We start from the raw sequence: 19,203 nt of genomic DNA on the forward strand, positions 1-19,203 counted from the left end.
TCTGGTTATAAGTTATTTTAAACTTACAGATATTTGCAATATCTTACAGTTCAAAACAACTCATAACCCTCGTCGGGTTGGCAACAAGCTGAAAAAAATGAACGCAATAACAAAAAATCTTGACTTTAGCGGAGGAGAAAATAGTTGGTTTGACTTTTGGCATACACATATCGACTGGAATGGTGAAGGAAACAAAAATTGGATTTTAAGAGAAAAATTTCTCGAAAAACTACTGACTGAATTTGAAAACGTGAAATCTGAACTCAAAAAATTCCCGAATGAATACCAAACGTGGATTTTTATTGACGAAAATGACAGCGGAGAAGATGGAATTTATATACATACAAAAAATCCGAATTCAGAAAATTTTCCATTAAAAATCAAAATGGAAAATAATATCAAGTGTGAAAATCAAAATCTATCTGATTTTATGAACAAAACTGGATTAAAGATATTCGGATTTGAGCACGAGGACGGAAATTATTACTATTTGACTGACGAAAACTACGGATTAAGTTTAACCGAATGAAAAGCCAGTTGCCAACAAAGAACTGAGTTAAAAAACAAGCAATTTTAAGCTAATTTTGAAACAAAGTTTTCATCATAAGGCAATCCACTTTTTGCAATAGCAAAGGCTTGTTTTAATAGTTTATTTGCCACAGCTATTAATGCTAGTTTTTTACTCTTTCCTTTGGCTAGTTTCATCTGGATAAAGCGTTTTACTAATAAAGGATTTACTACAGAAACTAACACGTCGTTTTTATACAAAAATTGTGCTAACCTGTAATGATAATAGCCTGTTGCTTCCATAACTACCAATGCTTCTTTTGGTAAACTTGTTAAAAGCTTTTTAAATCCAGATTCATCATTTTTTAATTGAACATGACCTTTTGCTTTACTGTATATATCAAATACAGATTTACTAATGTCAATACCATAAATTTTTCTATCTTTAGTCATAAGAACTGAATTTTGGAAAGAACAAATGCTACTCACATTTCAACAACTTAAAATCGAGATCTAGGTCTCACAGAACTGAACGAAGTTTAAGTAGTAAAAGAGAGCGGATTATCAATGTTGTCGAAGTCTAAAGCTTCACCGTGTATAGTAACCTTAATGCTCTCTTTTGTTCTTTCTAATTAATATTTAAATTTAGTGAATTACAAACTTAAGCCGTATAAAATTAATTGCTAGTTCTAGCTTACTTACGAAAGTCCTCGCGGACTTTCTATTTGTGGTTTATTTGCTAACTTTAGTGCTTAAACCACGCAACAAACCATATACAAGACCGTTAGCACCAATTATGAAAAAAATCCTGCTTACCATATTATTTATTGCAATTTCAAGCAAATTGTTGGCTTGCACTTGCATGTCTCAAAGACTTTTGGACAGATATGCGAAATCTGAATTTGTTGCAACTTTGAGTGTATTAAGTGTAGATTCTGAAACCGATGATGACTACTTACTTCTCGACATTGAAATAATTGAACTTTATAAAGGAAATAAAACTAATCTTTTGAAAATACGAAAATCAAAAGGTAGTGGTTGTCCAATGTATTCACCTGAAAATACCAAGTGGTTAATTTTCGCATCTAAAGACCAGAATGGTAATTTGATTTTTGGTAAGTGCTCTGGACCAAAACAATTGGACCGAACTTTTGACAAAGAAAGATTTCCGAATGCAGAGTTTAACTATTCTAAAAGTTTAGAACGGAAACTTGAATTACTCGAAACTTTGAAAGAGGAAAAAATTGAGCCGATTAATACTTATGACTTATATACTTCCTTTAAAGAGGAATCATTAGAAAAATTGAAAGGGCACGAAATTGAAAATGGAAATAATGCGTTTTACGAAATAATAGTTAATGAGGATTTGAGTTTAAAAGATATCCGAATTCTTAAGGAATTTAATAATGAGCAATTGTCTAATGAATTAATTGACTTTATTAAAAAGAATATTTACATAGGTAGAATTGGAAAATTAAAAACAATTCCAGAAGAAACAAAAATAATTCTTGGACTACATTATTATTCGGCCGAAAACGAACGGAAAAGCCTAATACTACCTTATGCATTTTAAAATAACTGGTGCTAACAACGTATAACCGCAATTACGGCGGATTCGACTACGTCCGAATCCACTCGGAATTGCTAACGCCTGTGCCAAACCGAAAATAAATGCTAATTTAACCCGTAACTGACGGTTTTACGAAACCGTTACCCAACATTTGAATAAAATCGAGAATTTAATGAAAAAAACACTTGGAATCGGAATTTTATTTTTTTTACTCATTTCTTGCGGATATTTATTCCAACTTGAAAACGATGAAAAATTGGCGAAAAAAATTGAAACGGAACTGAACTCGGAAAATGGAACGATTGATTTTGTAAAACTGACCGATTTTGATTGGGACAGTTTAATAATTCTCGGACCATACACTACGATAGAAAATATGGAAGATAAATTTAACTTAAACCTTGCGAATATTAGACAAAACGGAATTCACTATTCTGATTATTATAATTTAGTCGTTTTTCTGAAAGATAAAAAATCGGTCAAAATTATTGAACTTAATAGAACACTAAGTTCACAACAAAAAATTATTAAAAAAGAAAAAAGTAAATTTAAAACTGGAGAGCACGGAATAATAAATCTGACCGAATAAAAACGTTGGGTAACAATGTATAACCGCAATTACGGCGGATTCGACTACGTCCGAATCCACTCGGAATTGCTAACGTCTGTGCCAAACCGCAAATTAGTAAATTTAAACCCGTAACTGACGGTTATACGAGACCGTTACCTGTAATTTACCCAAACCAATGAACAGAATTTTAATATCAATATTTTTCTTCCTTTTTTTAAGTTTTGGATTTGCTCAAAACGGAAAATTACTCTCAAAAAGATTAGTTGATATTTCAAAAACGCCAATTTGGGAAAGAATTTCTCAAAACAATGAATTACACTCGGATTTTGAGCATTTAAAAAAATTGGATTTCTATTTTATTACTTATCAAAGTGACAGTTTAAAAGTTGAAGGAATAATTGTTGAGCCAAAAGCAAGTGGAAAATATCCAGTCGTAATTTTCAATCGTGGTGGAAATAGAGATTTTGCAGAATTAAACATTGGAACTTTAATAATGTATGCATCCAAATTAGCTGAACAAGGTTATGTAATAATTGGAAGCAACTATCGTGAAAAAGACGAATTTGGAGGTGCGGAAATTAATGATGTTTTGAATTTGACAGAAACTGTAAAAGAAATTGAAAAAGCAGACTCGAATTGTATTGGAATGTTTGGTTGGTCAAGAGGTGGAATGATGACATATTTAGCTCTTCAGAAATCTAACAAAATAAAAACTGCTATTGTTGGGAATGGAGCTTCTGATTTATTTGACACAGCCAAGTTTAGACCAAAAATGGAAACGAAAGTCTTTGCTGAATGTATTCCTGATTATTGGAATAACCGAGAGCCTGAATTAAAGAAACGTTCTGCAATTTATTGGGCAGACGAATTAGACAAAAATAGCAGTCTTTTAATTTTATGCGGAACAAACGATAAAAGAGTAAACCCCGAACAAGCGGACAAAATAGCTTATAAGTTAAAAGAAATTAATTACGACTTTGAATTAAGGAAATTTGAGACAGATCATTTCTTTTCTGAATATAAAACGGAATTGAACGAATTGGTAATAGAATGGTTTGACAAACATTTAAAAAAATAAAAAACTACAGGTAAAACCGCATATAATCCATTGCTAGTTCTAGCCTACTTTCATAAATCCTCGTAGATTTTCTATTCGGTTTGTATTTGCTTATTTAGTTGCTTAACTACACGCAAAACCGTAAGCAAAAAAGAAGTAAAAAGATTAACTTCTATTTTTTATAAATATGATTACCAAAAAAATGATATTAGTCATTTTTGCAAACGCCTTAAGATTGTAAATTGCTTAAAATTTTTAAGCGATGAAAAACATATTACTACCTACAGATTTTTCTGAAAACTCTAAAAATGCTATAGATTACGCATTGGCTTTATACAAAAACGAATCTTGTAATTTTTATGTTTTAAATGTACAGAAACAATCTGATTTTTTATTAGATGATTTAATGGCAAGTACTGCAAATTCTACTTTGCACAATGATATAATTGAGGACAATAAAAGTGAGTTATATACTTTTATAGACCGTTTAAAAATGGAGAATGATTCTCTCAACTTCTATCCGCTTTTTGATTTTGATAGCCTTACTAATGCCATAAACCAAACGGTTGTTGCTAACGGTATTGACTTAATTGTAATGGGTACAAATGGCGCTACTAGCGCTAAAGAAGTTATTTTTGGAAGTAATACACTTAATACTATTAGAAAAGTAAACTGCCCAATTATTATTGTACCAGAAGATTTTAAATTTAACGGTTTAAATTCTATTTTATTTTCAACAGAAGACTGTAAGTCTATAAACAAAGAAAAGGCTCTACCTCTTTTTAAAATTTTAGATTTATACGGTGCTAAATTAAGTGCTTTAAATATTGATGAAAACCATAGTAATACTAGTATTGATGCGAAACTTTGTTTAGAACAATTGTTTAACTCTTATAGTTTTAACTTTTATAATGTTTCTCTTGTACCAAGTGCAATGGCTATTAGCTCGTGTATACAATTACAAAACCACGATTTGCATACTTTATTTATTGAACCAAAGTCTATTATAGAGCGATTATTTCAAGGTTCTAATACAAATGAGATAACCTATAGAACACGAATTCCTATTTTAATTTTACGTAAATAATATTTGTGTAATATTAAAATATAAGCAGTTTATTTTCTTTTAAATTATAGTATAATGTTTTAGTATAATCACTAATATTTTTTTGAGTGTTTTTAGTTTTTGCAACCTCTATATTTGCTTGCCACAATAACTCCCGTTCTTTATCTGGACAAATACAATACAATGTCGTTTGTGTTGAATAAACTATATAAACTTCTGGATCTTTATTTTGACAAATATTTTGATTTTTGTAATAGTAATCTTCAAAGGTTTTAAATTTATCTTCAATATTTTTATAGTAATCACCAAATGCTACTTTTTCTTGTTTACCTGTAACCTTTGTTAAAATAATAGCATCGAAACCTGCGGTTAATAATTGTGTTTCTATTGCGTTTAACTCTTCTATTGTTTTTGCATTATCTACAAAAGATTGCTCGAAAAAATCTATGCTTTTTACTGCAATTACATTATTGTTTTCTAACATTTTAGATACTTTTTTTTCGAATTCACGTCTTAAATCTACATCTGCCGTCATGCCTATAACCAAAATTTTATTTGTGTAAAATGTCTCGGTTTCTGGGTTTTTAAATGATTTTACTGTTTTACTTGTTGAGCAATTAAAACACATACTCAACAATAAAATTAATAGTACTAAATTTTTCATATCAATATCTTTAAGCTATTTTTTTATTTTCTTTTAAAATTTGTTTTACATTTTTATAAATCAATTTTTTTAAACTTTTAAACAAAGTGTTTGTTGCAACAGCTTTAAACATAAGTTTATAATGTTCTTCTTTATAAACACTTAATTCGTTTGGTGTTTCTATATCATCTAATAATACTTGAAGGTTGTTTTGATGAGTTTGCAGATTTAAAATTAGCACGTTGAAATTTTCCTCTAAACCTAGAATACTAACATACTTCTTTGCATTTTCCTTATGGCATTTATTTAAAACGCTTTCTAATGCATATGCTTTTACTAGAGTTTTTAAGAATTTTAACTCGTCGTTTTTAAATTTCATTTCTAAAACACAAGCTTTTGTTTCTTCATGTAATTCTTCTGGTTTTTTATATTTTATAAATTTTAAGTGTGATTTAACTGTTTCCATATCTAATAATTAGTTTAATAATTAATATAAATTTACTGTTAACACACGCTTATTAAAATGATAAAAGTCAGTTTTACTTAAGCGATATCAAACTTCTAAGCGAATAACTTCATTTAGCTTTGGCACAACTACTTGCCATTGGTAAGCGCTTTCTATTTTCTGTTTTAAAACTTGTATGGGCAAAGCTTCACCATGTACTAAAAAGGTTTTTGTTGGCTTATTTTCTACAGCAGATAACCAGGCTAATAATTCTGCTTGATCTGCATGAGCTGATAAACTTTCTATATGTTCAACTTTTGCTTTTACCTCATGCCATTTACCAAAAAATTTTACACTTTTTTCTCCGTCTAATAATTGTCTACCACGAGTGCCTTGCGCTTGATAACCAACCAATAATATGGTTGTATTAACATTACCTATTAATTGTTTTAGGTATGTTAATACACGTCCACCAGTTACCATACCACTTCCTGCAATTACTATTTTTGGCCTTGGGTCGTCAATAGTTTTCCAGGTATCACCATACGATGTAATAATTGTCATTCTATTTTGCATCGCTTTAAATTCGTGAAGTGGTATTTTATGCCATTTAGGAAACCGCTCGAAAAGAGAGAGCACATTATTTCCCATAGGACTATCTATAAATATTGGAATATTAGGTATTTTATTTTTTTTATAAAGCTTCCAAAGTATATACATTAAAGTCTGTAATCGCTCTACTGCAAAAGATGGTATTATTAAATTACCTCTATTATTTATAGTTTGGTATACCAGAGAAACAAGTTTTTTTGAAACACTCTCACTTGAGTGCAACGTATCACCATAGGTGCTTTCTAAAAAAAGATAATCTGCTTTTTGCGGTTTATTTGGTGATTTTAATAAAAAATCATGGGTTCTACCAACATCTCCAGAAAACACAAAAACCTTACTATTTATAACTATTTCTATAAATGTTGCTCCTAAAATATGCCCATTGTAATTAAATTTATATTTTATGCTATTATTTACAAAATACCATTGGTCGCATGGTGACGAAACCATTTGCTTAATAGTTGTTTCTGCATCTTTTACTGTATAAAAAGGCTTTGCTGGATTATGTTGTGTAAACTCTTCTTTATTGGCTCTTTCGGCATCTTCTTCATTTATTTTACCACTATCTCTTAAAATTATTTTGGCAATTTCTAATGTTGGTTCGGTACTAATAATTTTACCCTTAAAACCTTGTTTTACAATTCTAGGCAAATAACCAACATGATCTAAATGCCCATGTGTTAGCAAAATAACATCTATGCTTTCTACATTAAAAGGTAAGTTTTCCCAGTTTAATGCCCTTAATTCTTTTTGACCTTGAAACATACCACAATCTATCATGATATTATGGTTAGCGGTTTCTATTATATATTTTGAGCCTGTTACCGTACCTGAAGCTCCTAAAAAATGAACATTTACGCTTTTCATTTTTGTATGTATTTAGAGCAAAGTTCACTAATTTCGGTAATAATTTTTTGCTTTCTTTTTTCTGAAACTCCTAGATGATCTAAGTAAAACTTATCTTTAATAAGTTGTCTGCACAACACAACATCTCTACTTAGCAAAAACTGTTTTTCTCTACTAGTTAATAATGTAGAAACTGTGATTGGGTATAATGCTAAACGATCTATTTTATCTTTAAGCGCATTGTTTTCTGGATAATCCCAACTTAACAATTGCAAACCAATACATTTACCATAAGCAATAGCATCTTTAGTAAATTGCGTATTTGTAACTACCCAACCTTGATTTGGGCAATTGGGTTTTCCTTTATAATTTGCAATAATATCTTGGTATCTTGACTGTATATACAAAGGTATTTTTACATCACATTTGTTTTTTCTTTCACTATGAAATTTACATTCTGCTATTATATTTAAGTTATTTTTTTTAGCTATTACATCGACTTCATGTGTTACACATTTACCTTGTAAAATTATACCAACTTTAATATCGCTATATCCTGAGTATTCTAGAATAGATGCTATAAACCTTTCAAAAGGAAAACCTGTTGGACCTAGCTCGTAAATGGCTTTTTTTAATTTATATTTTGAAGCATATATATTCTTGCTTTTTTTTAATAAAGCAAATGCTCTATTGTAAATTTCTTTTGTTGAAATACCTTGGTATAATTCACCTTTAACACTATTTATTATTTGAGAAATTGTAGCATTATCTGCACCACTTTTATGCAAAGAACTCTTTAATTTTTCAGTTGAAAATTTAACGTGTTCTCCCGAAGCTTTTATAATATCTATATTATTATTTTCCATTGATAAATTATAAGGTTGTGTAACTTTATTTTTTGAACGCTTACATTTTTTCCATTTTTTCTTTAGATGGTAAAACTAAAAATGGTACTTGTGTATGGTATACCATTTTGTTTATTACTGGCCTAAATAATAGGTTTTCTAACATGGTGTGTTTATTATGTATCATTACTAGAAAATCAATTTTATTTTTATGTTGAAATGCTTCAATTATTTGAACTAAATCTTCGTCTTTTTCAATATGAAATTGATGCGTATTGTCTATAAAAAAGATATCTAAAAATACTTTTGCTCTTTTTTGCTTTTCTTCTAATGGACTACTATAATGTGCATTTAAAAAATGTAATTTAGAGCTGTGTAAATTGCATATATCTCTAAGTAACTCTAAATAAATATTAGATTTTTCAAGTTTATAATCTGTAGGGAACAAAACTTCTTTAGGTCGCTTAAAGTTATAGCTTTCAGGCACTGCTAGTACTGGGCATTTTAATTTTTTAATAGCATGCATAGTATGTGTACCAATAAAAACTTCTTTTGCTCCAGTTGCGCCTTTTGTACCCATTACCACTAAATCTATAGCTTCATTTTTTATTAGGCTTTTCATTTCTGGAATTAGCATATTATAAGCAGATACAGCAATAAATTTATGCTTTGTATTATTAAATTGTTTTTGTAGTTTTTGCTCTAATTCTTTTAAATTTAAGTTTACTGCATTTTGCTCTATCTCGAAAATATTAGCTGTAACATTAGTATCTATTACGCCATCAAAATTATGTGCAGCTGGTGTGAATGTATGTAACAAGTAAAACTCACAAGTAACTTTTTGAAATAATTTTATAGCGTACGTTATAGCATTAAAAGCATTATCTGAAAAATCTGTTGGTAATAGTATACGTTTCATGTTGTTAGCGGTTTAAATTTTGAAAAACTAAAAATGGAATTTTAATAGTTAATCCTATTTTTTCTATTGTAGAATGATATAACAAGTTTTCTAAATACGAATGCCTTTGGTTTACCATAACAAGTAAATCTATAGCTTGTTCGTTAATGGTTTTATTAATAGTTTCTGTTACATTATCATCATGAACTTGCAAGAAGTTTACTTTGTTACTTGTAAAAGATTCTTGCAAAAATTGTTGATTATCTTCTTGCCTATGCGTTATTTTTTTAGACTTTGAAACATAAAGTACATCTATATTAGATACAAAACTTACCGCAAGACTACTTAGTAATTTTAATTCTCTACGCTTATACGGTATTAAATAATCTGTAGGAAATAAAATATTTTCTGGGTGTAAATCATGAAATGTATTTGGCACAACAAGAACAGGGCACTGTGAATATTTCATCACTTTTATAGCATTACTACCAAAGGTTAGAAATGGGTTATTTGTTTGCCCTTTTGTACCCATTACAATGACATCTATATTGTGCTCGTTTACAAACTCATCTATGACATCTATTAAGCTACCAAATTGTGATTTGTAATTATATTTATGCCTTGGGTTTGGAGACAACTCAAGCATTTCTTCAATTTCATTTTTAAGTTTTTTATCTACGTTATGCTTAACTCTATTTTTATAGTCTTGAAAAACATCTCGAGGTTTATTTGTTGTATTCTCATAAACCTCATCTGCATACGTATGTAAAATTGTTATTTCACTTTTATCGTATTTAAAAAGTTCTAGAGCGTACTTTACAGCGTTTATTGCTGTAGCAGAAAAATCTGTTGGTATAAGAATCTTTTTCATAGTATTAAAGTAATTGTTATACTTCAAAGCTATGACAGTTGCTAGTAAACTAAAATGACAATTATCAGTTAAAAAAAGTATTTTACTCGTGTAAAACTAAAAATGGTACTTGTGTATGGTAGCTCATTTTTACAACTGTTGGTTTAAATAATAAGGTTTCGAAAAAATTTAAATTTTTTGCAATAATTGCTACCATATCTATTTTCATAGAACTTATAAACGCTTGTAAACCTTGCTGAAAATCTATATGGTTTACTCTATGAAAACTACTTGCGGTATTTTTGAAATAATCTTTTAAATAGCTTCTATTTTTTTCTTGAAATAGTGTTAAGGCAAGTTTAGGGTTTACAATTCTAATTACCTTGATGCTAGAGTTATGTAAAGCACTAATTTTAGATAGTGTATTTAAAACTTTATTTTTATAGATAAAATTATAGTCTGTTGGAAACGCTATATTTACAGGTATTGTAAACTTTGCCAAAGTTGGTATTATTAAAACTGGACATTTAATTTTGGTTATTATTTGTTGCGCATGTTGACCTACTATTTTATTTTTATTTGCTGATAAGCCTTGTGTACCACAAACAATTAAGTCTATATTATACTTAGTCACAAAATGCTTTATACCTTGAGTAAAATTAGACTCTAATGTTTCGGTTTTTATTTTTGAAGCCTCAACATTTGAAACTTTTAGCATTGCTTCCTTCTTTTTATTTAAAGCTACTTCTACTCTATGTGTTTCTAATATTTCGCCAGAAATATAATGACTTAGAGTTTCGAAAGCTGGAGGTAAAATTTCTGGATGCTCTATATGGACTAAAATAAAATTAACTTTATAATTTTTAAAATACTCTAGTGCGTAAACCGTCGCATTCCATGCGTTGTTTGAAAAGTCTGTTGGTATTAATACATTTTTCATTTTAAATACTTATTGTTTCATATTTTAATATGACAAAAACAAAAGTATTAAGTTGATGGTACTTAAATTATGACAAATATCAGTTACTATATTAATCTATAGCTTCTAAGGCTTCTAAATCTAAAATTTTTATGTTTCGACCTTCAATTTCTATAAGGTTATTTTTTTTAAATCCAGAAAGTGTTCTTATTAAACTCTCTGTTGCAATACCGGCAACGCTTGCTAAATCGTAACGCGAAATTTTTATAGCTTCGTCTGGTTTTTTATCAAGTATTTTTGCAAACTGAAGTATGGTTTGCGCTGTTTTTTTTCTTACAGAACTATAAGCCATTTGTAGTAATTGTTGTTTTATGTTAGATATATTATCTGTTAAAACATTCATTAATTCTATAGACACATTTTGACTTTTACCTAAAACATCTTTTAAATTTTGTTTAGATATGCTTACTAAAACCACATTTTCTACTGCTGTTGCAGATTCTAAGTAAGGCATATTATCTACAAAAGATGTAAAACCTAAAAAATCGTCTGGTTTATGTAAAGCCGTTATTAGCTCTTTTCCACTTTGGTCCATTTTATGGCTTTTTACAATACCTTTTAAAATTAAATATACATTGTTTGAGTGTGCGCCTTCTGTATATATACTTTCTCCTTTAGAAAATGCTTGCTCAACTCCATTATCATCGAAAAAGTTTTTTAACTCGTTAAGGCTTCTTAGATTGCCTTCTTCGTTATCTTCTTTTTTTTTTGAATTTTGAGCGATAGCTTGCGATAATATTTGTGATTTTGCCAACCTACTTTCTACGGCACTTAAAAGCTCTTCTTCCTCAAAAGGTTTTGTAAGATAATCGTCTGCACCTAAATCCATTCCTTTTCTAATTTCTTTATGTTCTGTTTTTGCAGATAGAAAAATAAAAGGAATATGCATGGTTTTTTCGTTTGATGACAAAGCCTCTAGTACACCATAGCCATCTACCTCTGGCATCATTATATCACAAATAATAAGATTAGGCTTGTGTTTTAAAGCTTGTTCTATACCTATTTTACCGTTTGAAGCTGTTACTATATTATAGTCGCTTAGTTCTAACAGTTCGGCTGTATTTTCTCTTAATGCTAAATCGTCTTCGATTAATAATATAGTGTACATATAATTATATTTTATTCTTGTGGTATTATTACGGTAAATACGCTACCTTTTTCTTCGCTACTTATAAAGTTAATGGTACCTCCTAGGTTTTCTAAGTGGCTCTTTACAATATTTAAACCTATTCCTGTTCCTTGCGTTAGTAAAGCATTTTCTGCTCTAAAATACCTATTAAATAAAAACTTTTGCTCTTTTTTAGGTATACCTATACCTTGATCTTTTACGGTGATTTTTAATCCAGAATTATTAAATTCTGCGCTTACATCAATGGTTGTATATTCTGGAGAATATTTAATAGCATTGTTTATTAGGTTTGTAAGTATTAGTTCTAATATTTTTTCATCAAAATTTAGCACAATATTTTCTATACCATCTGGATAACTAATATTTTGCCCTTCTTTTAATAGCATGTTTGCATCGTAAATAACTTCATTTATAACTTTGCTTAAAGAAAATTTAGAAAACTTATAATTTACTTTACCACTTTCTAAACGTTCAATTGATAAAAAATCGTTTATAATGTTATTTAGGTATTTTACCTTACTTTGAATTGTTTTTATGTGTTTATCTCTTTTTTCTTGCTGTTCTGTATTAGTGTATTTACCAATTAATGTAGAAGAGGTTAAAATACCACTTAAAGGTGTTTTAAATTCGTGAGATACTAATGATAAAAATTTGGTTTTAAGCTCATTTAGTTCTTTTTCTTTATGTAAGGCTTCTTGTAGTCTTTGCGTTCTTTCTTCTACTGTTTTTTCTAATTTTGCTGTATAATTTACACGTTCTGTAATGTCTAAAATAATAGCTACGAGTGTTTCACCTTCACTTGAAAAAGAGCGTTGTAAATGGACTTCTACAGGATAAGTAGTTCCGTTTTTTCTTTCGTGTACGGTAATAAAACTAATTTTTGCTTCTGTACCATTTAATAAGGGTTTAATACTCTCTCTAAATTGTTCTTCAGTATATTCTGGTTTAATATCTATAGGAGTCATTTTTTTTAATTCTTCTAAACTGTATCCTATATTATTTTGTGCACCAGTATTAACATTTAAAAAATTAAGATGCTTTGCATCGAAAATAAAAATCTCGTTTAAAGATTCGTGAAAAATATTTGCCCAATGTTTTAATTCTTCTTCGGCTTTTTTTCTAACTGTAATGTCTATAACCAATGCCATTACATAATTGTTGCCATAAATATTAAAAGGGTTTAAACCTGCTTCTACAGGAAATGTTGTACCATCTTTTCTTAGTCCATACAAGTCTCTACCATGGCCCATTTTTCGTTTATCGCTATGCTTTAAAAAAGAATCGACATGGCTCGAGTGGTTATGATGGTATTTTTGCGGAATAAGGGTTTCTAAAGGTTTTCCAATTAATTCATCTTCATTATAACCAAATAAAACATTAGATGCTTGATTTGTAGCAACTATAATTTGTTTGGTATTTACTACTACAATGCCTTCTGAAACTGCATTTGATAATAACTTTAAAACCTTATTGGTTTTTTCAAATATTTCCATAATCAAAGTTAGTGAAATTTGATTTTGTTTAAGACTGATATTTATCATTTTATAACTCTACTAATGCATTTAGTTTTACACTATAAAAACTTATACAATGACAAATACCGAAAAACCTGATATTATTTTTTATCAAAGCCTAGGTGAATTGTTTTATGCAGTTGCCGCGGCAGATAGAACTGTTAAGCCAGAAGAATATGATGCGCTATTAAAAATGGTTATGGACGAATGGAAAGTTTATGAAGATGTAAAGGATTACTATGATGAATCTGTAGGCTACCAAATGGAATTTGTATTTAATTGGTTTGATTACGAACATATGGATGCATACGATTGTTTTAAAAACTTTAGTGCGTATGCAAAATCTCATGCCAACTTATTTACAACAGAAAAAAAACAACTTATACTAAAAACGGCTTATAAAATAGCCAATGCGTTTTCCGGAAAAAACAAAAGCGAACTTATTATACTAAAAAAACTAGAGCTGTTATTTAAAAACATTACTCAAGTATGACAAATGTCATTTTATATTTTTTAGTTCCAAAATAATTTTGCCCATAACAAAACCACAAGTATTATGACTTTATATCAAAAAATGAATACCGAATTTACAAAAGATTTTTTAGGCTACTCTGTATTAGCAATTATAGCATCAACCTGTGTAGGATCTGTAGCAGTAATGCTTTCACTATCTCATGGCAACGGCTTTTTTCAAATGTTTTTAGTGTTTTTAACTGTTATAGTTTGTAGTGCACATAATGCAGCAATATTATCTGTACAAAAACCTAAATTAGTGTTAGATTTATTAATACTAAGTTTAGTTTTAAATGTATTAATTATAATAGGAAACTTATTAGTTTAATAACTAAAAAAACAGCTTTTAAAGAGACATTTATTATTTAAATGTCTCTTTTTTTTTAATGACTTTTATCATTTTTTCAACTTTAACTTTACTCTATTTTTACCTAACACTAATAGCAAAAAAACCATGAAATACTATTTAACTTTAATTATAATACTTTTCTTTTTAAGCTGTAAAAATGAGAAGCGTGAAAATACAATACAAACAAATCAAGACCCTCAAGAACAGCCTATAGATACCTTAGAAAAAAGTATAGATACATTTAAAAACGCTAAAGATTTAGAAGAAAACAAAGCGATTTCTATAGAAATAAAACAGAAAAATTTAATAGATAAAAAAGATGAAAAACTTGAATTAAAAGATTTAATAATTGAAAAGAGATTTATAAAACAAAAAGAAGATTATACTATACACTTTATATATCCACAACTTAACGAGAGTATTAATAGAAAATTTGAAAACTTTAATAACTATATAAACAAATATTATGTAAACATTGCTGGTACCGAAGCAGAAATACTAAAAAACAAAGCGCTTTGCGATAGTATAGCACTAATAGAATTTAAGGAATCAAGATTTATAGATTATAAAATATATAATGTTAATGATAATTTTATAAGTGTTGTGTTTTACAAAGAGAACTATTACTCTGGAACATTACATCCAAGCTATAGTTTTAACTGTATGAACTTCGATTTAAATAGAGGTGTTTTTATGACTTATGAAGACTTCTTTTTACAAGGGTCTGAAGAAGAACTTACAAGTTTAATAAATGAAGAAATTAACTTAAAAATAAACAAAGGCGAACTGTATTACGATTGTTGGGAAATATCTCAAGACGATTTTTTTAATAATAAAAATAACCTTGTAATAAATGAAACCTACATTGAGTATTATTTTGATGATTGTATTATGTGTCCATCTTACACTGGTAGTTACTCTGTAAAAATACCGTTAACCAAATTATTATCTGTAATAAAAAAACACCATACAAACCCTTTAATATGAGACTATTTGGTACAATTTACGCATTAATATATTTTTTATTTTTAGTAGTAATGTATGTACTGCCTTTTTTTTCTTTTAGTGAATATTCTTTAATAGAAAACACTGTAACAGAACTAGGTAGCCAAAACGTACCTGGAAATTGGATTGCAAATAGTAGTATTATATTATTAGGTGTAGCAACTTTTTTTCTTGGCTTAATAACATTAAAAACAAACGTAATTCAAAATATAGCACTATTCTTTTTTAGCTTTTCGTTTATATTAACCGGTGTATTTGAAATGGCTGGACCTTACTACAACCAACAAAATTACAACTACATTCAAGATGGTTTTCATTCTTTATTTTCGACTATTACAGGTTTTGCTTTTTGCTTTTTTTGTGCTTTATTATTAATGGTTTTAAAAACAAAAAAAGATAAAATACAAACCTTAACAATGTTAGGTTTTGCAATTTCTGCAACCTTCCTTATTATAACTTTTCCAGAATATAAAGGTATTATACAACGCATACTATTTACAGCTGCATTTAGTTGGTTATTTTTTGCATTAGTAAGTTTTAAAAGAAAAGAAGACCATATTTAATGCTTATATTAAGTATATTAAAACACATTTAAATTTAGTATTATGAAAAATAGTTTTAACACCATTATAGATTCTGAAACACCAGTATTAGTAGATTTCTATGCAAATTGGTGCGGACCATGCAAAACCTTATCACCTATTTTAAAGCAAGTAAAAGACAGCTTAGGAGACGCCATAAAAATTGTAAAAATAGATGTAGATAAAAATCAACCTTTAGCAGCTAAATACAATGTTAGAGGTGTACCAACTTTATTACTCTTTAAAAACGGCAAACAAGTTTGGAGACAATCTGGTGTGTTACAAAAAGCAGAGCTAATTTCAATAATTAACAATCACAACTAATGAAAGAAATTAATAAATATATAGATCATACTCTATTAAAACCAACAGCTACACGCCAGGATATTTTAAGCCTATGCAAAGAAGCCAGCGATTATAATTTTTTTTCGGTTTGCGTAAATAGTTATTGGGTAACCTGCGCTGTAAATGCACTAAAAAACACCAATGTAAAAATCTGTGCTACTGTAGGTTTTCCACTTGGAGCTAATTCTACTAAAGCTAAAGTTGAAGAAGCAAAAAAAGCTGTAGCAGATGGAGCAAGTGAAATAGATATGGTAATGAATATTGGTTTATTTAAATCACAATTAACCAAAGAAGTTAGAGCAGATATTAGCGCTGTAAAAAAAGCCATTGGTAATACCATTTTAAAAGTCATTATAGAAACTTGTTATTTAAATAAAAGTGAAATTAAATTGGCTTGTGAAATTTGTGAAATAGCGGGAGCAGATTTTATTAAAACCTCAACAGGATTTGGTAATGATGGCGCACAATTAAAAGACATACAAATAATAAAATCTGCCATTGGAAAACATAACAAAATTAAAGCCTCTGGAGGCATAGCAAACATAGAACAAGCTGTTGCTTTTATTCATGCCGGTGCTAATAGAATTGGCACCTCTAAAGGTGTAGAAATAATTTATTCAGCTAAAGAAAAAGAATTATGAGTATACATATACAAGCAAAAAAAGGAGATATTGCAGAACATGTTTTACTTCCAGGAGATCCTTTAAGAGCAAAATGGATTGCACAAACTTTTTTAAAAGATGCTAAATGCTATAATAAAGTTCGTGGTATGTATGGTTATACTGGAACTTATAATGGCAAACCTGTTTCGGTACAAGGTACCGGAATGGGTATACCATCGGCTTTAATTTATTGTCATGAATTGATAAATGATTATGGTGTAAAAAATTTAATTCGGGTAGGAAGCACTGGTTCTTACCAAAAAGACATTAAACTTAGAGATATTGTTATTGCAATGGCTGCATCTTCTACTTCTGGCATAAATAACTCAAGGTTTATAAATGCAGACTTCTCTCCTACCGCTAATTTTGAATTATTTTTTAAAGCAGCCACCTATGCCAAAAAAAATAATATAAATATTAAAGCTGGAAATGTTTTATCTAGTGATGAGTTTTATGAAGATGATTTTAACTCTTATAAAAAATGGGCCGATTTTGGAGTACTCTGTGTAGAAATGGAAACTGCAGGCTTATATACAATTGCGGCAAAACATAATGTAAATGCTTTAGCCATTCTTACCGTATCAGACTCTTTAGTAACCGGAGAAACTACAACTGCTAAAGACCGAGAAACCTCTTTTAATACTATGATAGAGATTGCTTTAAATTGTGTTTAATAATTTAAACAAACCTATTTTAGGTATGACTTTTATCATTTTTTAAACCTAGTATTGGTAGTAATTTTAAATTATTAAAATTTAAAATTACTATGAGTGTGTATAAAAAAAAGAGGCTTGTTATATATTTAATAGTAGTAGCAACCCTTATACTTACTTTTTTGGCGTGGTACCAAGACACTTACACGATGGATAAAGCTTCTAGTTTTGAAATTAATACTACGCATTTTAATAAAAAACTTGTTATTGCGACACAAGGCAGCGCCTTTAAAAACGCAATAACTTCCAATATAATTAATCACTATAAAAACGATTCTATTTATATAAAAGTTATAGATATAGATGGCCTACATGATATAAAGCCAAAAAAATTCGATGCAATAGTAATTTTACATACATGGGAAAGCTGGCAACCACCACAAAGTGTTAAGCTTTTTTTAAACAGAACACGATTATACTATAATAAAATTATTGTGTTTACAACCTCAGGATCTGGAAATTCTAAAATGGAAGATATTGATGCAGTTACCGGCGAATCAAACTTAAATAACACTAAAAAATATAGTGATATTATTATTAACAAACTTAGACCACTCTTAAAATAAAACAATTATGATTTCGACTTTAGAATTAAAACAAAAACAATTTATTTTAAAAAATAATTACATTGGTTATCTAGCCTACATCTATAAAAATGAACCATTTATTGCTCCAATAACTTATTTTTTTGATGAGCAAAAAAACCATATAATTTGCTACTCTGCAAATGGCCATAAAATAAATGCTTTACGAAAAAACAATGCTACTTCACTTTGTGTTACTACTATAGATACGGTTACAGACTGGAAATCTATTTTAGTTCAAGGTACATTTAAACAACATTTTGGTAGTGAGGCAAAAGCACTACTTCATGAGTTTTCTCTGGGAATTAAAGATTTAATATTAAAAAAAGAAAATCGTGATTTAGATTTTATAAATCAGTTTTCAAGTAAAATATATAAAGATGAAATTCCTGTAGTATTCACTATAAAGATTGAAGAAATTTCTGGTAGAAAAAGAAAATTTTAATTAAAAAAATATGCTTTCAAAAACAGAAACTTTACAGAGCCTTTGGGTAGAAGCCAGAACGAGATTTACTAATATTTTAAAAGATATCTCTACTGAAGATTTAACCAAAACGCTGGAACCCTCGCAAAATAGTATTGGCTTTTTAATAAGGCATATTGGTGATGTAGAATTGCTATTTGCTAAAAATGTTTTTAAATTGACAACTACTAAAGTAATTGCTAAAACAATTATAGCTAAAAAGGATACTGGAGAATGGACAAATTATAACCAGTTAATTGACTATGCTGCACATGCGTTTAAAACGCTTAATTCAATAATTACACAGCAAACAAATAGTGATTGGGAAGCTATAATTGAAACAAAAGAATTTGGCAAAAAGACTAAAGCCGAAGCTTTTGGCCGTATTATTTCGCATACAACTTATCATGCTGGACAAATTGCTTTAATAAAAAAATACGGCAAGTAAAATAAGTT

The 19,203-nt window shown here is 28.8% G+C and carries 25 protein-coding genes; 15 read left to right on the forward strand and 10 right to left on the reverse strand.

The window, feature by feature from the left end; translation table 11 throughout:
• Nucleotides 1-529, forward strand: a 529-nt coding sequence (locus BM549_RS11300; protein WP_290470366.1) for a hypothetical protein, incomplete at its 5' end; no start/stop codon positions are given.
• Between the two features lie 44 nt (nt 530-573).
• On the opposite strand, the gene BM549_RS11305 is transcribed toward BM549_RS11300, so the two are convergent.
• Nucleotides 574-960 (reverse strand): transposase, encoded by a 387-nt coding sequence (locus BM549_RS11305; protein WP_290470367.1) that lies wholly within the window; start codon nt 958-960, stop codon nt 574-576.
• Between the two features lie 343 nt (nt 961-1,303).
• On the opposite strand from BM549_RS11305, the gene BM549_RS11310 reads away from it, so the two are divergent.
• The 4 genes from BM549_RS11310 (at nt 1,304) to BM549_RS11325 (ending at nt 4,792) form a co-directional block, all read left to right on the forward strand.
• Nucleotides 1,304-2,080, forward strand: coding sequence for a hypothetical protein (locus tag BM549_RS11310; RefSeq protein WP_290470368.1), 777 nt, complete (start codon nt 1,304-1,306; stop codon nt 2,078-2,080).
• A 169-nt stretch (nt 2,081-2,249) separates the two neighbouring features.
• Nucleotides 2,250-2,666, forward strand: a complete 417-nt coding sequence (locus BM549_RS11315; protein ID WP_290470369.1) for a hypothetical protein — start codon at nt 2,250-2,252, stop codon at nt 2,664-2,666.
• A 157-nt stretch (nt 2,667-2,823) separates the two neighbouring features.
• Nucleotides 2,824-3,726, forward strand: a complete 903-nt coding sequence (locus BM549_RS11320; protein WP_290470370.1) for a prolyl oligopeptidase family serine peptidase — start codon at nt 2,824-2,826, stop codon at nt 3,724-3,726.
• A gap of 241 nt (nt 3,727-3,967) precedes the next feature.
• Entirely contained in the window at nt 3,968-4,792 is an 825-nt protein-coding gene (locus BM549_RS11325) for a universal stress protein (protein WP_290470371.1), read from the forward strand.
• Nucleotides 4,793-4,805: 13 nt separating this feature from the next.
• On the opposite strand, the gene BM549_RS11330 is transcribed toward BM549_RS11325, so the two are convergent.
• The 9 genes from BM549_RS11330 to BM549_RS11370 all read right to left on the reverse strand — a co-directional run bounded on the left by BM549_RS11330 (nt 4,806) and on the right by BM549_RS11370 (nt 13,511).
• Nucleotides 4,806-5,435 carry a hypothetical protein gene (locus BM549_RS11330; RefSeq protein WP_290470372.1) on the reverse strand — a complete coding sequence of 210 codons (630 nt, stop codon included), beginning with the start codon at nt 5,433-5,435 and terminating at the stop codon, nt 4,806-4,808.
• Between the two features lie 10 nt (nt 5,436-5,445).
• On the reverse strand, nt 5,446-5,880 hold the full coding sequence (locus tag BM549_RS11335; RefSeq protein ID WP_290470373.1) for a hypothetical protein: 435 nt from the start codon (nt 5,878-5,880) through the stop codon (nt 5,446-5,448).
• 87 nt (nt 5,881-5,967) lie between these two features.
• Nucleotides 5,968-7,338 (reverse strand): MBL fold metallo-hydrolase, encoded by a 1,371-nt coding sequence (locus BM549_RS11340; RefSeq protein WP_290470374.1) that lies wholly within the window; start codon nt 7,336-7,338, stop codon nt 5,968-5,970.
• Nucleotides 7,335-8,183, reverse strand: a complete 849-nt coding sequence (locus BM549_RS11345; RefSeq protein ID WP_290470375.1) for a restriction endonuclease — start codon at nt 8,181-8,183, stop codon at nt 7,335-7,337. The genes BM549_RS11340 and BM549_RS11345 overlap by 4 nt, the downstream gene beginning before the upstream one ends.
• Before the next feature lie 40 nt (nt 8,184-8,223).
• A complete protein-coding gene (locus tag BM549_RS11350; RefSeq protein ID WP_290470376.1) occupies nt 8,224-9,081 on the reverse strand; it encodes a universal stress protein in 858 nt (285 codons plus the stop codon).
• A gap of 4 nt (nt 9,082-9,085) precedes the next feature.
• Nucleotides 9,086-9,931, reverse strand: coding sequence for a universal stress protein (locus BM549_RS11355; protein ID WP_290470377.1), 846 nt, complete (start codon nt 9,929-9,931; stop codon nt 9,086-9,088).
• Nucleotides 9,932-10,013: 82 nt separating this feature from the next.
• The gene (locus BM549_RS11360) at nt 10,014-10,850 is read right to left on the reverse strand and encodes a universal stress protein (RefSeq protein ID WP_290470378.1); all 837 of its coding nucleotides are present in this window, start codon (nt 10,848-10,850) and stop codon (nt 10,014-10,016) included.
• A gap of 91 nt (nt 10,851-10,941) precedes the next feature.
• A complete protein-coding gene (locus BM549_RS11365) occupies nt 10,942-11,997 on the reverse strand; it encodes a response regulator (RefSeq protein ID WP_290470379.1) in 1,056 nt (351 codons plus the stop codon).
• Nucleotides 11,998-12,008: 11 nt separating this feature from the next.
• Complete coding sequence (locus tag BM549_RS11370; RefSeq protein ID WP_290470380.1) at nt 12,009-13,511, reverse strand: PAS domain-containing sensor histidine kinase; 1,503 nt, start codon at nt 13,509-13,511, stop codon at nt 12,009-12,011.
• 97 nt (nt 13,512-13,608) lie between these two features.
• Here BM549_RS11370 and BM549_RS11375 point away from each other — a divergent pair, with 97 nt between their 5' ends.
• The 10 genes from BM549_RS11375 (at nt 13,609) to BM549_RS11420 (ending at nt 19,195) form a co-directional block, all read left to right on the forward strand.
• Entirely contained in the window at nt 13,609-14,025 is a 417-nt protein-coding gene (locus BM549_RS11375; RefSeq protein ID WP_290470381.1) for a hypothetical protein, read from the forward strand.
• Between the two features lie 63 nt (nt 14,026-14,088).
• Nucleotides 14,089-14,373, forward strand: a complete 285-nt coding sequence (locus BM549_RS11380; protein ID WP_290470382.1) for a hypothetical protein — start codon at nt 14,089-14,091, stop codon at nt 14,371-14,373.
• Nucleotides 14,374-14,499: 126 nt separating this feature from the next.
• Nucleotides 14,500-15,381 carry a DUF3298 domain-containing protein gene (locus BM549_RS11385; protein WP_290470383.1) on the forward strand — a complete coding sequence of 294 codons (882 nt, stop codon included), beginning with the start codon at nt 14,500-14,502 and terminating at the stop codon, nt 15,379-15,381.
• Nucleotides 15,378-15,962: a DUF998 domain-containing protein gene (locus tag BM549_RS11390; protein ID WP_290470384.1), complete on the forward strand. Its 585-nt coding sequence runs from the start codon at nt 15,378-15,380 to the stop codon at nt 15,960-15,962. The genes BM549_RS11385 and BM549_RS11390 overlap by 4 nt, the downstream gene beginning before the upstream one ends.
• Nucleotides 15,963-16,004: 42 nt before the next feature.
• A complete protein-coding gene (gene trxA / locus BM549_RS11395) occupies nt 16,005-16,304 on the forward strand; it encodes a thioredoxin (RefSeq protein WP_290470385.1) in 300 nt (99 codons plus the stop codon).
• The gene (deoC, locus tag BM549_RS11400; RefSeq protein ID WP_290470386.1) at nt 16,304-16,966 is read left to right on the forward strand and encodes a deoxyribose-phosphate aldolase; all 663 of its coding nucleotides are present in this window, start codon (nt 16,304-16,306) and stop codon (nt 16,964-16,966) included. Before trxA ends, deoC begins: the two co-directional genes overlap by 1 nt.
• A complete protein-coding gene (gene deoD / locus BM549_RS11405) occupies nt 16,963-17,661 on the forward strand; it encodes a purine-nucleoside phosphorylase (protein ID WP_290470387.1) in 699 nt (232 codons plus the stop codon). Before deoC ends, deoD begins: the two co-directional genes overlap by 4 nt.
• Before the next feature lie 188 nt (nt 17,662-17,849).
• The gene (locus BM549_RS11410) at nt 17,850-18,266 is read left to right on the forward strand and encodes a hypothetical protein (protein ID WP_290470388.1); all 417 of its coding nucleotides are present in this window, start codon (nt 17,850-17,852) and stop codon (nt 18,264-18,266) included.
• Between the two features lie 7 nt (nt 18,267-18,273).
• Nucleotides 18,274-18,729: a pyridoxamine 5'-phosphate oxidase family protein gene (locus BM549_RS11415; protein WP_290470389.1), complete on the forward strand. Its 456-nt coding sequence runs from the start codon at nt 18,274-18,276 to the stop codon at nt 18,727-18,729.
• Between the two features lie 10 nt (nt 18,730-18,739).
• Entirely contained in the window at nt 18,740-19,195 is a 456-nt protein-coding gene (locus BM549_RS11420; protein ID WP_290470390.1) for a DinB family protein, read from the forward strand.
• Nucleotides 19,196-19,203 lie beyond the last annotated feature (8 nt).

Origin of the sequence: Lacinutrix sp. MedPE-SW (assembly GCF_001874145.1) — a bacterium.
Taxonomy (GTDB): domain Bacteria; phylum Bacteroidota; class Bacteroidia; order Flavobacteriales; family Flavobacteriaceae; genus Lacinutrix.

Excerpts from the sequence above, each read along its gene's own strand:
- BM549_RS11305 (WP_290470367.1), bottom strand. The coding sequence starts at position 960 with ATGACTAAAGATAGAAAAATTTATGGTATTGACATTAGTAAATCTGTA.
- BM549_RS11310 (WP_290470368.1), top strand. The coding sequence starts at position 1,304 with ATGAAAAAAATCCTGCTTACCATATTATTTATTGCAATTTCAAGCAAA.
- BM549_RS11315 (WP_290470369.1), top strand. The coding sequence starts at position 2,250 with ATGAAAAAAACACTTGGAATCGGAATTTTATTTTTTTTACTCATTTCT.
- BM549_RS11320 (WP_290470370.1), top strand. The coding sequence starts at position 2,824 with ATGAACAGAATTTTAATATCAATATTTTTCTTCCTTTTTTTAAGTTTT.
- BM549_RS11325 (WP_290470371.1), top strand. The coding sequence starts at position 3,968 with ATGAAAAACATATTACTACCTACAGATTTTTCTGAAAACTCTAAAAAT.
- BM549_RS11330 (WP_290470372.1), bottom strand. The coding sequence starts at position 5,435 with ATGAAAAATTTAGTACTATTAATTTTATTGTTGAGTATGTGTTTTAAT.
- BM549_RS11335 (WP_290470373.1), bottom strand. The coding sequence starts at position 5,880 with ATGGAAACAGTTAAATCACACTTAAAATTTATAAAATATAAAAAACCA.
- BM549_RS11340 (WP_290470374.1), bottom strand. The coding sequence starts at position 7,338 with ATGAAAAGCGTAAATGTTCATTTTTTAGGAGCTTCAGGTACGGTAACA.
- BM549_RS11345 (WP_290470375.1), bottom strand. The coding sequence starts at position 8,183 with ATGGAAAATAATAATATAGATATTATAAAAGCTTCGGGAGAACACGTT.
- BM549_RS11350 (WP_290470376.1), bottom strand. The coding sequence starts at position 9,081 with ATGAAACGTATACTATTACCAACAGATTTTTCAGATAATGCTTTTAAT.
- BM549_RS11355 (WP_290470377.1), bottom strand. The coding sequence starts at position 9,931 with ATGAAAAAGATTCTTATACCAACAGATTTTTCTGCTACAGCAATAAAC.
- BM549_RS11360 (WP_290470378.1), bottom strand. The coding sequence starts at position 10,850 with ATGAAAAATGTATTAATACCAACAGACTTTTCAAACAACGCATGGAAT.
- BM549_RS11365 (WP_290470379.1), bottom strand. The coding sequence starts at position 11,997 with ATGTACACTATATTATTAATCGAAGACGATTTAGCATTAAGAGAAAAT.
- BM549_RS11370 (WP_290470380.1), bottom strand. The coding sequence starts at position 13,511 with ATGGAAATATTTGAAAAAACCAATAAGGTTTTAAAGTTATTATCAAAT.
- BM549_RS11375 (WP_290470381.1), top strand. The coding sequence starts at position 13,609 with ATGACAAATACCGAAAAACCTGATATTATTTTTTATCAAAGCCTAGGT.
- BM549_RS11380 (WP_290470382.1), top strand. The coding sequence starts at position 14,089 with ATGACTTTATATCAAAAAATGAATACCGAATTTACAAAAGATTTTTTA.
- BM549_RS11385 (WP_290470383.1), top strand. The coding sequence starts at position 14,500 with ATGAAATACTATTTAACTTTAATTATAATACTTTTCTTTTTAAGCTGT.
- BM549_RS11390 (WP_290470384.1), top strand. The coding sequence starts at position 15,378 with ATGAGACTATTTGGTACAATTTACGCATTAATATATTTTTTATTTTTA.
- trxA (WP_290470385.1), top strand. The coding sequence starts at position 16,005 with ATGAAAAATAGTTTTAACACCATTATAGATTCTGAAACACCAGTATTA.
- deoC (WP_290470386.1), top strand. The coding sequence starts at position 16,304 with ATGAAAGAAATTAATAAATATATAGATCATACTCTATTAAAACCAACA.
- deoD (WP_290470387.1), top strand. The coding sequence starts at position 16,963 with ATGAGTATACATATACAAGCAAAAAAAGGAGATATTGCAGAACATGTT.
- BM549_RS11410 (WP_290470388.1), top strand. The coding sequence starts at position 17,850 with ATGGATAAAGCTTCTAGTTTTGAAATTAATACTACGCATTTTAATAAA.
- BM549_RS11415 (WP_290470389.1), top strand. The coding sequence starts at position 18,274 with ATGATTTCGACTTTAGAATTAAAACAAAAACAATTTATTTTAAAAAAT.
- BM549_RS11420 (WP_290470390.1), top strand. The coding sequence starts at position 18,740 with ATGCTTTCAAAAACAGAAACTTTACAGAGCCTTTGGGTAGAAGCCAGA.